Annotated in this window: 13 protein-coding genes and 1 pseudogene; 6 read left to right on the forward strand and 8 right to left on the reverse strand. The window is 69.1% G+C overall.

Translation table 11 applies throughout. The annotated features are described in order from the left end of the window. The first annotated feature begins 5 nt into the window (after window positions 1-5). The 4 genes from mch (at window position 6) to DJ69_RS15630 (ending at window position 3,117) form a co-directional block, all read left to right on the forward strand. Complete coding sequence (mch, locus tag DJ69_RS15615; RefSeq protein ID WP_099256452.1) at window positions 6-944, forward strand: methenyltetrahydromethanopterin cyclohydrolase; 939 nt, start codon at window positions 6-8, stop codon at window positions 942-944. A gap of 12 nt (window positions 945-956) precedes the next feature. Further along, on the forward strand, window positions 957-1,490 hold the full coding sequence (locus DJ69_RS15620; protein ID WP_099256453.1) for a hypothetical protein: 534 nt from the start codon (window positions 957-959) through the stop codon (window positions 1,488-1,490). A gap of 68 nt (window positions 1,491-1,558) precedes the next feature. Next, window positions 1,559-2,764 (forward strand): potassium channel family protein, encoded by a 1,206-nt coding sequence (locus tag DJ69_RS15625; RefSeq protein WP_099256454.1) that lies wholly within the window; start codon window positions 1,559-1,561, stop codon window positions 2,762-2,764. Further along, a complete protein-coding gene (locus tag DJ69_RS15630; RefSeq protein WP_099256455.1) occupies window positions 2,761-3,117 on the forward strand; it encodes a nuclear transport factor 2 family protein in 357 nt (118 codons plus the stop codon). Before DJ69_RS15625 ends, DJ69_RS15630 begins: the two co-directional genes overlap by 4 nt. Before the next feature lie 15 nt (window positions 3,118-3,132). Here DJ69_RS15630 and DJ69_RS15635 read toward each other — a convergent pair whose 3' ends face one another. Next, the gene (locus DJ69_RS15635) at window positions 3,133-3,729 is read right to left on the reverse strand and encodes a DNA-3-methyladenine glycosylase family protein (protein WP_099256456.1); all 597 of its coding nucleotides are present in this window, start codon (window positions 3,727-3,729) and stop codon (window positions 3,133-3,135) included. Window positions 3,730-3,855: 126 nt separating this feature from the next. Between DJ69_RS15635 and DJ69_RS15640 the strand changes: the two genes are divergently transcribed. Then, on the forward strand, window positions 3,856-5,838 hold the full coding sequence (locus DJ69_RS15640; protein ID WP_099256457.1) for a 3-hydroxyacyl-CoA dehydrogenase/enoyl-CoA hydratase family protein: 1,983 nt from the start codon (window positions 3,856-3,858) through the stop codon (window positions 5,836-5,838). A 22-nt stretch (window positions 5,839-5,860) separates the two neighbouring features. On the opposite strand, the gene DJ69_RS15645 is transcribed toward DJ69_RS15640, so the two are convergent. The 3 genes from DJ69_RS15645 to asd form a co-directional block, all read right to left on the reverse strand. Beyond that, a complete protein-coding gene (locus DJ69_RS15645) occupies window positions 5,861-6,487 on the reverse strand; it encodes a class I SAM-dependent methyltransferase (protein WP_099256458.1) in 627 nt (208 codons plus the stop codon). 72 nt (window positions 6,488-6,559) lie between these two features. After that, the gene (locus DJ69_RS15650) at window positions 6,560-6,766 is read right to left on the reverse strand and encodes a hypothetical protein (RefSeq protein ID WP_099256459.1); all 207 of its coding nucleotides are present in this window, start codon (window positions 6,764-6,766) and stop codon (window positions 6,560-6,562) included. A gap of 69 nt (window positions 6,767-6,835) precedes the next feature. Further along, a complete protein-coding gene (gene asd / locus DJ69_RS15655; RefSeq protein ID WP_099256460.1) occupies window positions 6,836-7,882 on the reverse strand; it encodes an aspartate-semialdehyde dehydrogenase in 1,047 nt (348 codons plus the stop codon). A 242-nt stretch (window positions 7,883-8,124) separates the two neighbouring features. On the opposite strand from asd, the gene DJ69_RS15660 reads away from it, so the two are divergent. After that, on the forward strand, window positions 8,125-9,810 hold the full coding sequence (locus tag DJ69_RS15660) for a Na+/H+ antiporter NhaC family protein (RefSeq protein ID WP_099256461.1): 1,686 nt from the start codon (window positions 8,125-8,127) through the stop codon (window positions 9,808-9,810). A gap of 243 nt (window positions 9,811-10,053) precedes the next feature. Here DJ69_RS15660 and DJ69_RS19245 read toward each other — a convergent pair. The 4 genes and pseudogenes from DJ69_RS19245 to DJ69_RS15680 form a co-directional block, all read right to left on the reverse strand. Beyond that, window positions 10,054-10,387, reverse strand: a pseudogene (locus tag DJ69_RS19245) (hypothetical protein). 3 nt (window positions 10,388-10,390) lie between these two features. Continuing rightward, window positions 10,391-10,750 carry a hypothetical protein gene (locus DJ69_RS15670; protein ID WP_099256462.1) on the reverse strand — a complete coding sequence of 120 codons (360 nt, stop codon included), beginning with the start codon at window positions 10,748-10,750 and terminating at the stop codon, window positions 10,391-10,393. A 241-nt stretch (window positions 10,751-10,991) separates the two neighbouring features. Beyond that, the gene (locus DJ69_RS15675; RefSeq protein ID WP_180271844.1) at window positions 10,992-11,663 is read right to left on the reverse strand and encodes a PH domain-containing protein; all 672 of its coding nucleotides are present in this window, start codon (window positions 11,661-11,663) and stop codon (window positions 10,992-10,994) included. 4 nt (window positions 11,664-11,667) lie between these two features. Then, entirely contained in the window at window positions 11,668-12,303 is a 636-nt protein-coding gene (locus DJ69_RS15680) for a PH domain-containing protein (RefSeq protein WP_099256464.1), read from the reverse strand. Window positions 12,304-12,370 lie beyond the last annotated feature (67 nt).

Here is a 12,370-nt window from a genome sequence, read left to right on the forward strand (position 1 = left end):
CGGGCATGGAAAGCATCAACCGGACCGCGATCGAGCTCGTCGACGAGGCGCTCGACTTCGCCGGCGAGCTCGACGTCGTCGGCTACGAGCTGGACAACGGCGCCACCGTCGTCGACTTCGGCGTCGACGCCGCGGGCGGCGTCGAGGCGGGGCTGCTGCTCGCCGAGATCCAGACCGCCGGCCTCGCGAACCTCCGCACCCGCATGGGCGAGGTCGCGGGCGCGCCGCGCCAGTACGTCGAACTGTCGACCGACCACCCGGCGATCGCGCTGCTCTGCTCGCAGAAGGCGGGCTGGGAGCTCGAGTTCGACTCCGGCTTCGAGGGGCTCGGCTCGGGGCCGGCCCGAGCGCTCGTCGGACAGGAGGCCGAGTTCGAGCGGGTCGGCTACTACGACTCCTCCGAGTTCGCCACGCTCGCCGTCGAGTCGACGACGCTCCCGACCGAGGAGGTCGCCGAGCACGTCGCCGACCTCGCCGAGGTCGACGCCGAGGGCGTGTTCCTGCCGGCGTACGCGACCGGCTCGACCGCGGGCTCGGTCGCCACCGCGGCCCGCGCCGCGGAGCTCGCGGTCTTCCGCCTGCTGGAGCTCGGCTACGAGCCGACCGACGTGCTCCACGCCTCCGGCTCGGCGCCGATGGCCCCGGCCACCCGCGACGAGGATCTGGCGATGGGGCGGACGAACGACGCCCTCGCGTACGGCGGGGAGGTCCACCTGCAGGTCGCGCGCGACGACGACCGCTTCGACCAGATCGTCTCGACCGCCCGCGAGGAGTACGGGACGCCCTTCGTCGAGGTGTTCGAGGACGCCGGCTGGGACTTCTACGAGGTCGACGAGCGCGTCTTCGCCCCCGCGACGGTCACCGTCGACGTCGTCGACGGCCCCGTCTACACGGTCGGCGAGACGGACGAGGAGCTGCTGGCGGAGTCGTTCGGCTACCGCTGAGACGGCCCGGCGATGCGTCTCAAACCCGTCCCCGAACTCCCCGACTCCCTCGACGAGCTCCGCGCGCTCCAGCGGGCGGTGCCGCTCGTCCCGGGGAGCACCGACGACTGCTGCGCCCGACTCCGCGAGCGGCGGGGGCTCCCCGACCGGCAGACCGCGAACGACTGGCTGGCGTTCCTGCGCGCGCTCGGGCTGGCTCGGGAGACGCCCCGCGGGTTCGTCAGGGCCGACGCGGAGCCGACGCCCGAACGCGTTCGGGAGGGGCTCCGCGAGGGAGTGCTTCTCGTTCCCGAGGCGCTCGCCGCCCTCAGAGATGCCTCGCCCGAGGAGCCCCTCACCCCCGCGGACCTGTTCGCGGCGACCCGGGAGTCGGTGCCCCGCCACGACCGCGCCCGCGACCCGAACTGGGAGGCGACGTGGCGGGATCGGGCGGACAGGCTCCTCCGGTGGCTCGCCCTCGTCGACCTCGCCGAGGCGATCGAGCCGGGGAACAGCGGGGATTCGGAGCCGGAGTCGGTCGCCTACGTCGCGGGCGACGCCGCCTGAATCGACGGGTTTCCGGCGCTGACGCGAAGCGTAACAAGCCTTTTACTCGGAGCCGGAGAGGTACCCCCATGGGACGATTCGACGGGCGGGACGGGCCGTTGCGGGTCCGGTACGAGCCGACGAGCGTGAAGGACCTGCTCGTGGAGATGAAAGACACCGCCGAGCTGTTGATCGACCTGTCGTACTCCGCGGTCCTCCACGGGAGCCCGACGATCGCCCACGAGGTCGTCGAGCTCGAACACCGGATGGACGTGCTCCAGATGCGCGCGCGAATGAGCCTCATGCTCGCGGCGCGGAGCCCGGACGAGGCCGAGACCCTCGCGCCGGTGCTCGGCGTGGTCGGCGCGGCCGACAAGATCTCCGACGCCGCCGGCGACATCGCCAAGATCGTCACCGAGGAGATCGGCCTCCCCGAGGCGATGCGCGGCGCGCTCACCGAGGGCGTCGAGACGCTGGTCCGCGCCACCGTCTCGCCCGACTCGGCGTACGCGGGACGGACGCTGAAGGACATCGACCTGGAGTCGGTGACCGGCGTGCGCGTCATCGCGATCCGGCGCGACGACGACTGGATCCTGAACCCCGGCCCGACCACGCGGATCGAGGCCGGCGACGTGACGCTCCTCCGCGGCCCCGAGACGGGCGTCGCCGACGTGCACCCGACGCTGACCGGCGACCCGTTCGACCCGAGCGAGCCCCCGGAGCCCGCCATCGACGACCTGGAGCGCGCGGTCGACTCCATCGTACTGATGAAGAACCTCTCCGAGCTGGCGGTCGATCTGGCGTACGGCTCCGTCCTCTTCGACAACGAGGCGCTCGCGGAGGAGGTGTCGAACCTCGAGATCGAGGTCGACGCGCTCCAGTCGCGGTTCGAGGCGTGGACGCTGCGGGCCGCCCGCGAGGCCGACGACCCCGTCTCGCTGCGCGGGCTGATCCACCTCGGCGTCGCGACCGAGGAGATATCCGACGCCGCCTTGGAGATCACCGAGGGCGTCATGCGCGACATCGGCGTCCACCCGGTCGTGGAGATGGCGGTCCAGCAGTCCGACGAGATCATCACCCGGACCGTGATCGGCGGGGGGAGCGCCCTCGACGGCACCGCCGTGGAGGAGGGGATCCCCGCGACGGACATCTCGACGAGCGTCATCGCGATCCGGCGCCCCGACGAGGGGTGGCTCATCGGCCACGACATCGACACCACGCTCCGGGCCGGCGACGCGGTGCTCGCGAAGGGGACCCGGACCTCGGCCGAGGAGTTCGAGGCGCTCGCGGCGTGACGGGGCCCGAGACCGACGACCCGGCTCGGCTCGTCCGCGCGTACTACGACGCGCTCGACGCCGGCGAGTACGACCGCCTCGCCGGCCTGCTCGCCCCAGGCTTCGTCCAGCGGCGCCCCGACCGCACCTTCGAGGGGCGCGACCGGTTCGTCGCGTTCATGCGCGACGAGCGCCCGATGACCGACACGTCGCACGCGGTCGACGCGGTGTACCCCACCGGCCCCGGCGTCGCCGTCCGGGGTCGGCTGCTCGACGCCGACGGCGACGAGGTGTTCGCGTTCGTGGACGTGTTCTCGGTCGAAGCGGGGCGGCTCGCGGCGCTGGAGACGTACGCCGGGGCGGACGGGGAGTAGCACGCGCCAGACCGGCTACGACTCGTACTCGGCCCAGACGTACCGCGTCCCGTAGCTGCGGTAGGGTCGCCACGCGGCCCCGATCTCGCGCATCTCCGCGCGGGTCAGCTCCCCGCCGTCGTTGTACACCTGTTCGATCCCCTTCCGCACCGCGAGGTCGCCGAGCGGGAGCACGTCCTCGCGGCCCAGCGCGAAGATGAGGTACATCCGCGCGGTCCACTCGCCGACCCCGTGGATCTCGGTGAGCGCGGCGACGACCTCCTCGTCGCTCGCGTCGGCGAGCCCCTCCCGCGTGAGATCGCGGTCCCCGTCGCGGAAGGCCGCGGCGACCTCGCGCAGGTACTCGACTTTCGTGCCGCTGAGCCCGGTCTCGCGGAGCCGGCCCTCGTCGGCCGCGAGCACCTCCTCCGGAGTCGGGTCGCCGCCGAGGGCGTCGAGGAACCGCTCGTGGATGGCCGACGCGGAGGCGGTCGAGAGCTGCTGGTTCACGATCGAGGTACAGAGGCGCGCGAACTCGTCGCCGGCGGGCTCGACCCGCAGCGGGCCGTGCCGGTCGATCAGCCGCGCCATCGTCGGGTCCTCGCGCAGGGTCGCCGCGACTCGCTCGTTCATGCGGGGGTAGTCGGGCCCGGAGACGGGAGTCAGTTTCTCCCGGGAGGCGCACGGGTATAAACTTACAGTACGTTTTCCGTTTGGAAGATGGAAACGTTCAACCATTATCGTTCCGACCGTGACGGTATGCAGCTCGAAGACGTCCAGCGCGTAACGGTTCTCGGCGCCGGAAACATGGGGCACGGCATCGCGGAGGTGGCCGCGCTCGCCGGCTACGACGTGGCGCTGCGGGACATCGAAGAGGAGTTCGTACAGGACGGCTACGACCAGATCGAGTGGTCGCTCGACAAGCTCGCCGAGAAGGACCGGATCGGCGACGACGAGGCCGAGGCCGCGCTCGACCGCGTGGAGGCCTTCGTCGACCTCGAAGCGTCGCTCGCGGACGCCGACGTGGTGATCGAGGTCGTCCCCGAGAAGATGCCGATCAAGAAGGACGTGTACGACGAGGTCGTCGAGTACGCGCCCGAGGAGGCCGTCTTCGTCACCAACACCTCCAGCCTCTCGATCACGGAGCTCTCTGAGGTCACCGACCGGCCCGAGCGCTTCTGCGGGATGCACTTCTTCAACCCGCCGGTGCGGATGGACCTCGTCGAGGTCATCTCCGGGAAACACACCTCCGAGGACACCCTCGAACTGATCGAGGGGCTCGCGGAGTCGATGGGGAAGACCCCCGTCCGCGTCCGGAAGGACAGTCCCGGCTTCATCGTCAACCGGATCCTGGTCCCCCTGATGAACGAGGCCGCGTGGATCGTCGAGTCCGGCGACGCGACGATGGAGGCGGTCGACTCCACGACGAAGTTCGACATGGGTCTCCCGATGGGGTCGTTCGAGCTGGCCGACCAGGTCGGCATCGACGTGGGGTACCACGTCTTGGAGTACATGCACGAGGTGCTCGGCGAGGCGTACCGACCCTGCCCGCTGCTGGTCGAGAAGGTCGAGGCCGAGGAGCTCGGGAAGAAGACCGGGTCGGGGTTCTACGACTACGAGAACGGCGGCGCGGAGATCCCGTCGGACGCGATCGACGCCGACGTTCGCAGGCGCCTGCTCGCCGTGATGGCCAACGAGGTCGCCGGGCTCGTCGGGAACGACGTGGCCGACGCGCCCGCGATCGACCGCGCGGTGATGCTCGGCGCCGGCTTCCCGGACGGCCCCGCGAAGCTCGCCGACAACGAGGGACTCGCCGACCTCGTCGACGTGCTCGACGACCTCCACGAGGAGACCGGTGAGGAGCGCTACGAGGCGACCGACTACCTCCGCGAGGCCGCCGAGGCGGGCGGCTTCCACGACGGAGGCGACGCCGACGACGAGGGCGGCGACGCGCCCGCCGGCTACGACACGCTCAACGTCACCGTCGAGGACCGCGTCGGGCACGTCGAGATCGACCGCCCGCACCGGATGAACACGATCAGCGGGGAGCTGCTCGACGACCTCGCCGACGCGATCGACCGGCTCGATGCCGACGACGAGGTGCGGGCGATCCTCCTCTCCGGCGCCGGCGACCGCGCGTTCTCCGCGGGCGCCGACGTACAGAGCATGGCCGCCGGGGGCGCTGAGCCGATCAGCGCGGTCGAGCTCTCGCGACAGGGCCAGCAGACGTTCGGGAAGCTGGAGGACTCCGACAAGCCCGTGGTCGCCGCCATCGACGGCTACTGTCTCGGCGGCGGGATGGAGTTCGCGACCGCGGCCGACCTCCGGATCGCCTCCGAGCGCTCGGAGCTCGGCCAGCCGGAGCACAACCTCGGGCTGCTCCCGGGGTGGGGCGGCACCCAGCGCCTCGCCCGCATCGTCGGCGAGGGGCGCGCCAAGGAGATCATCTTCACCGCCGACCGCTACGAGGCGGAGACGATGGCGGAGTACGGCTTCCTCAACGACGTGGTCCCGGACGACGAGCTCGACGAGCGCGCGTGGGAGCTCGTCGAGTCGCTCGCCGCCGGCCCGCCGATCGCCCAGACGTACACGAAGCGCGCGATGCACGCCGGCCGCACCGACGCCGAGGCCGGCCTCGAGGTGGAGGCGATGGGCTTCGGCCACGTGATGAACACCGACGACCTCATGGAGGGGGTCACGGCGTTCATGGGCGACGGCGAGCCCGAGTTCGAAGGCAAGTAAGGGTCCGTCGCTCTCCGCCGCCTTACCCTTCCACTCGCGCCGCGAAGAACGTCCACCGGGCGTCCTCGCCCTCGTCGAGCGAGTCGCCGACCTCCCACTCCCGTTCGATCGCGAAGCCGGCGCTCTGAAGCTGGTCTCGCGTCGCCTCGGCGCCCGCGATGTGCCACTGCATCTCGACGCCCGTGTCGAGCCTGTCCGGGTTCGTCCCGCGCCATTCGGCCGGTCCCTCGGAGCAGAGCAGTTGGCCGCCGTCGGCGAGGACGCGAGCGAACTCGTCGACGACCGCTTGGTGTTGGTCGCTCGGCACGTGGATCAGCGAGTGGTACGCCGTCACCGCGTCGAACGCGCCGTCGTCGAAGGGCAGCGCCGCCATATCTCCCTGCGCGAGCGCCGCGTCGGGGACCCGGTCCGCGGCCAGCTCCAACTGCGCGCGCGATACGTCTACCCCCGTCGCGGTCGTCGACCCGCTCAGGTCCCGGAGGACCGGCGTACCCTGTCCGCAGCCGGCGTCGAGGACGCGCGCCGACTCGGGGAGCCCTCGGCGGAACTGCGCGAGGACCTCGCGCCCGCGCCCGTCCTCGTTCCGGTCCGCGGCGTACGCCTCCGCCAGCTCGTCGTACCCGCGACGGACGACGTTTTTGTCGACCATGACTCCCGGCTACCGGGACGCGACTGTTGAAGCCTTCGGTCGTCGCGATCTGGGTTTTTGACGCTCCGCCGGCTACAGCGCGGTGTCGGCCGCCGCGGCCACCTGCCGGCCGACGCTGCCGGCGAGATAGCAGACGGCGGCGACGAACAGCGCGCTGCCGAGGAGGTCAGAGAGCCCGGGCAGCGCGGGCTCGACGAATTCGGGGAGCGCCGTCGCCCCGGACAGCGGGACGAGAAGCAGAGCGACGCCCCTGCGGAGGGATCGGGTCGTCTCCGACACAGCGGCCGTAGCCGGTACGCGGAGGAGAAAGTGGTTGGTGGTCGGGTCCGTCTCGGCCGGGGCCGCGCCTCAGACGTAGCCTTCCTCGACGAGCAGCTCGCCGTTGAGCAGCGAGGCGCCGGCGGCGCCGCGGATCGTGTTGTGCGCGAGGCAGTTGTACTTCGCGCCGGCGTCGGTCGTCTGGACGCCGCCGGCGACGATCCCCATCCCGTCGGCGTAGGTGCGGTCGAGCCGGGGCTGCGGGCGCTCCGGCTCGTCCTCGCCGAACACCTTGATCAGCTGGTCGGGCGAGCTGGGGAGGTCGCCGGCGCCCTCGAACGACCGCATCGCCTCGCGGAGGTCCGCCGGCGACGGGTCCTCGGCGAACTCGGCGAAGACGTTCTCCAGGTGGCCGTCGAGCGTCGGGATCCGGTTACAGGAGGCCGCCACGTCGGCGCCGTGGAGGCGGACCTGCGCGCCGTCGAACTCGCCGAGGAGCTTGCGCGACTCCGTCTCCATCTTGTCCTCCTCGCCGCCGATGTGCGGGATGGCGTTGTCGATGATCTCCATCGAGGTGACGCCGGAGTAGCCGGCGCCCGAGACGGCCTGCAGGGTGGAGACGCGGACGCTCTCCAGCCCGAACCGGTCGATGGCGGCGAGCGTGGGAACCATCGTGATCGTCGAGCAGTTGGGGTTCTTCACGAGGGCGCCGTCCCAGCCGCGCTCGTCGCGCTGGACCTCGATCAGGTCGAGGTGTCCGGGGTTGATCTCGGGGATGGTGAGGGGTACGTCCATCGCCATGCGGTCGTTCGAGGAGTTCGAGGAGACGACGTATCCCTCCTCCAAGAACGCCGGCTCGACCTCGGCCGCGACGCCGGAGGGGAGCGACGAGAAGAGCAGGTCCACGTCGGCGTCCGCGACGCCAGCGGGCGTCGTCTCCGTGACCTCCATCTCGGCGACGTCGTCCGGGATCGGGGTGTCGACGCGCCACTTGGCGGCCTCGCGGTAGGTCTTGCCCGCGCTGTCCGCGCTGGCGGTGACCGCGGCGAGGTCGAAGGTCGGGTGGTCGTCGAGCAACTGGATGAACCGCTGACCCACGGCGCCGGTGGCACCGAGGATGCCGACTCGTACAGACATTGCACGTGGGTCGGTCACAGGGACGTAAGTGCGTTCGGATACGCGCCGATTCCGCCGGGCGGGGTAACGACAGCACCTCCCTGTCGACTCGATCGCGACCCGTCGCCGACGGCGCCGGGTCCCCGACGAACCGCCACCGATGGGCGCCGTTCAGTCGCCGGCCACCGCGCTCCGGTCGGCCGCGAGCGGCCGACTCCGCTGGTTAACACGTTTTAAATACGGGTGTACGGTATCTTCGCGCCATGTCAGAGTTTGGAGCGCTCTCGATCCTGCCGCCGCTGCTCGCCATCGCGCTGGCGGTCGCCACTCGCAAGGCGATCCTGTCGCTGTTCCTCGGAATCTGGTCGGGAGCCGTTATCTACACGGGCGGTCTCGGAATCGTCCAGACCTTCGACTGGATCGTCGCGGCGATCATCGCCGACGACGGGTTCCAGGCGACGATTCTCGTGTTCACGCTGCTGCTCGGCTCCGGCGTGGCGATGGTGTGGAACCTCGGGGGGACCTACGCCGTCCGCGACTGGGCGACCGAACGCCTCGACACCCAGCGCAAGGCGGGGCTGGCGGCGTGGGTCCTCGGGCTGGTCCTCTTCTTCGACGACTACGCCAACACGGCCATCGCCGGCTCGGCGATGAAGGACGTCTCCGATCAGCTCCGCATCTCCCGCGAGAAGCTCTCGTACATCGTCGACTCCACCGCCGCGCCCGTCGCCACGCTGGGCATCTCCTCGTGGGTCGCGTTCCAGCTGTCGCTGATCGACGAGGGGTACGCGGAGGCGGGCGTCGCCGAGGCGAACCGACCCAGCACCTTCGAGGTGTTCCTCGCCTCGATCCCGTTCAACATGTACGCGATCCTCGCCGTCGCGATGGTCGCCATCGTGGTGCTGTGGGGCCGCGACTACGGGGAGATGCTGACGGCCGAACACCGGTCGTGGACGAGCGGGAAGGTCACCCGCGACGAGGCGGTGCCGATGCAGGACGTGGCCGGCGAGCTGGGCGAGCCGCCGGCGTCGACGACGCGGCTGATCAACTTCTTCGCGCCGGTCGCCGTCCTGATCGTCGTCACGGTCGCGACCGCGTTCTGGTCGGGCGGGTTCGCGCCGACCGGCTTTCTGTCCGACCTGCTCGCGGCCGAGTTCGGGAGCGCGGGCGACCGCCTGTGGAGCGCGGTCATCGGGGCCGACTTCGCGACCGCGCTGATGATCGGCGCGTTCGGGATGGTGCTGTCCGGGTTCGTGCTCGGGAGGGCCTACCGGATCTTCGGGTTCGGCGAGGCGACGGAGTACGCGGTCGACGGCTTCGGGATCATGCTCACCGCGGTGTCCATCCTCGTGCTCGCGTGGGGGATCGGCGAGGTCATCTCCGCGCTGGAGACGGGGCAGTACGTCGCCGAGGCGACGGTGGGAACGGTCCCGCAGCCCGTCCTCCCCGCGCTCGTGCTGATCGTCGCCGGCTTCATCGCCTTCTCGACGGGAACCTCCTGGGGGACGATGGGGATCATGACGCCCATCGCCGTCCCCATCGCCTGGGAGATCACCGGGGGCGGCGCGGAGGGACACACCCTCGTCGCGGTCATGGTCGGCGTCATCTTCTCGGGGGCGATCTTCGGCGACCACAGCTCACCCATCTCTGACACGACGGTGCTGTCAGCGACCTTCACGGGCGCGGACCTCATCGACCACGTCCGCACCCAGATCTACTACGCGGTCACCGTGGCGATGGTCTCGGTGGCGCTGCTGCTCGTGTGGGGATTCTTCGGGATCTCGCCGTTCGTGCTGCTCCCGATCGGCGTCCTGCTGCTCGTCGCGCTCGTTTACCTCCTCTCCGAGTTCGACGCCGCTCGGCGGGGGATCGATCCCGTGTCGGTCTCGGAGCCGCAGGCGGACGACGGCGACGGGCCGGTCGTCGGCGGGGCCGAACAGGAGGAGTGACCGCGCAACGGACCTTTTAACCACGGTCGGCGGCTATCCGGGGACGCGCGCCCTCAGCCCCCGCCCGAGTACTCCCCGATGGGAGCGATGACCGCGCGGAGAACCCAGGCGCGTCACATACGGTCGCTGACGCGACCCGCCCGTCGCCGCGCAGGCGACCGCCCGCCACGAGGGTTTCCCGGTCGACGCGGCACGCCGCCGGAGATGAGACCGGTCGTTAGTGTCGCGGGCGACACTCCGTATCTACCGGAGATACGTCTCGATCTCGTCAACGACGGCATCGACGAATTCGTCAGTAACACGGCCCTGCCACGCTACCAGGTCTTCGCTTCGCGGTGAGTGGACTGCCCACGGAGAGACGAACGACTCGCGCGGAACACTGCCGACTTCCCACACGTCGGACTCCAACGAGAGAGAGAGAGTCTTCGTACTCCTTGGTCGAGATGGCAACCGCGAGGAACTGCTCGTCGCCGAACGGGTGGGAGTCATTGTTGACGATCAACCACGGACGCTGGCGCTCTTCGCCCAGTTTGAACGGATCAGAACTCCGAACGACATCTCCTCGCTCCGGTTGCATTTATTAATCCCGTTCACTCGGGTGTGGTTCGTCCGGAGCGACGGCGTCCCATTCGTCCGGATTGATGCCCCCGTCCTCGTCGTCGAATTGTTCCGTTATTGTATGGAGATCGTACGCATCCTGTACACGATTCAGATCCTCGGTTATCGCCCAGTATTCTCCTTTGTGTCTGACGAGATCTCGCTGCTTCAACCGGGAGAGAGCGGTTCCGACTGTGTTCGGGTCTTCATCGATTCCGGTCGCAATTTCCGACCGGGTGAACGCTTTGTCTTGATTCGCATACAGGTGGACGAGTATCTGCTCGGGGACGCTCGGGCCGTCTGGTAGGTCGCCTGTTTCGAATTCCTCGATACGAACGGGCATATCCAGTACTTAGTGTGCTGAAGTAATGAATGTACTGCTGTGCCGAAGTCGCTGATCTTCGGTTCACTTTCACCACGCCCACAAGTAGATTCTCGCCCGGTAGTGTCGCGGACGACATTTCCGCGATCCGCGAGCGGCCGCGCTAGACCGCTCCGCGTTCCGCGTGCCGACAAGCCGACAGCGAGCGTCCGCTCCCGGGCCCCTGACAGGCCCCCGACACACCGAAACGCGGCCGGGAGGCTCAGTCCCCCGCGTCTTCGGCGGAAGGGGCGTCGTCGACCGACGTTTCTCCTTCCTCGCTCAGGTGCTGCTCTATCCGCTCCATGGCTCGCCGCGTGCCGCGAAGCTCCTCCACCAGTTCCTCCATCCGGTCGGCCGTATCGGCGACGGCCGGGTCCGTCGTCTCGTCGCCCGTCGGACTCGACCGCCGGTGTTCCGCGCCGTATTCGCTAACCATCCCGGAGATAGTCTCTCGGACGCCGCGGGCGTCCTCGACGTTCTGGAAACTGATCTCGGCGCCGGAACTTCCGGCGGTGCTGATATCGATACTGCCGAAGCCGAACTGCTTCCCCCAGAAGGACTGGCTGTACTCGGTGTTCTGAATCTTGTCGAGGCCGACGCTCTCGATGTTCGTTCCCAAAATTCCCTTCTTGACGTACAGGGACTTGTTGGTCACCACGTAGTCGGTGTTCTTCAGCGAGAGCCACGAAAACGGCAGCATGAGCAGGATGAGAAAGCCGATGAGGACGACCGTGAGAACCACTCCCCAGACGGCCGTCCCGACGATGCTGACCGGAACGGGTTCGCCTATCCACTGGATCTCCTCGTCCTCCTCGAGCGAGAGCCACTCGGGGACCGGCTGGTCGGTCGGCGTCGATCCGGGGGCGTCGGATTGGGTAGTCGGGTCTGCCATGGGTCTATTGGAGGCGTCGCTCGATGGTTTCCGCGGTTTTGCGCAGTTCCGTCGCCTCGTCGACGAGAGTTCCGACCGTTTCGGGATCGAGGCCGCCGTGTCCCTCTCCGGGTCCATCCCGGCTCCCGTCGCTGGTCCGGGAGATCCTCGACCGGAGTTCGGTGCGGAGTTCGTCGGGGTCGTCGAGATCCTCGATCGACATCTCGACGCCGCTCCCGCCGGCCGTGCTGAGGAGGATCGTCCCGTAGTCGAAGACGTTCCCGAAGAAGCTCTTTTTCAACTGCGTGTTCTGGACGTCGCCGACGCCGATTCGGGTGACGTTCTCCGACCAGACGCCGGTCTTCTTATACACGTTCTCGTCGGTGAGGAGGTAGTCGGTGTTCTTCGTTCGCAGGTACGCCCGGACGGGACTGACGGCTTGAAGCAGCGCCCAGAGGGCGGCGACGGCCCACACCGCCCGATCCGGGACGGGAAGATCGACGTTCAGCACGGCGGTGAGAACGAACGCCGCCGCGAACGCCGCCAGCGACCAGACGACGAACGTCACGACGTTCGAGACGATCCGTCGCAGCCGCGGCTGTCCACTCCAGACGACGTCCTCCCCCTCATCGAGCGAGAGCCAATCGGGTGACGGTACCATATGCCACGATTAATATCGATCTAAATATAAATTAGGGCTATCAGAAAGGTAGTGTTCAGATAAGCTG

This window comes from Halorubrum persicum (assembly GCF_002727125.1).
Taxonomy (GTDB): Archaea; Halobacteriota; Halobacteria; order Halobacteriales; family Haloferacaceae; genus Halorubrum; species Halorubrum persicum.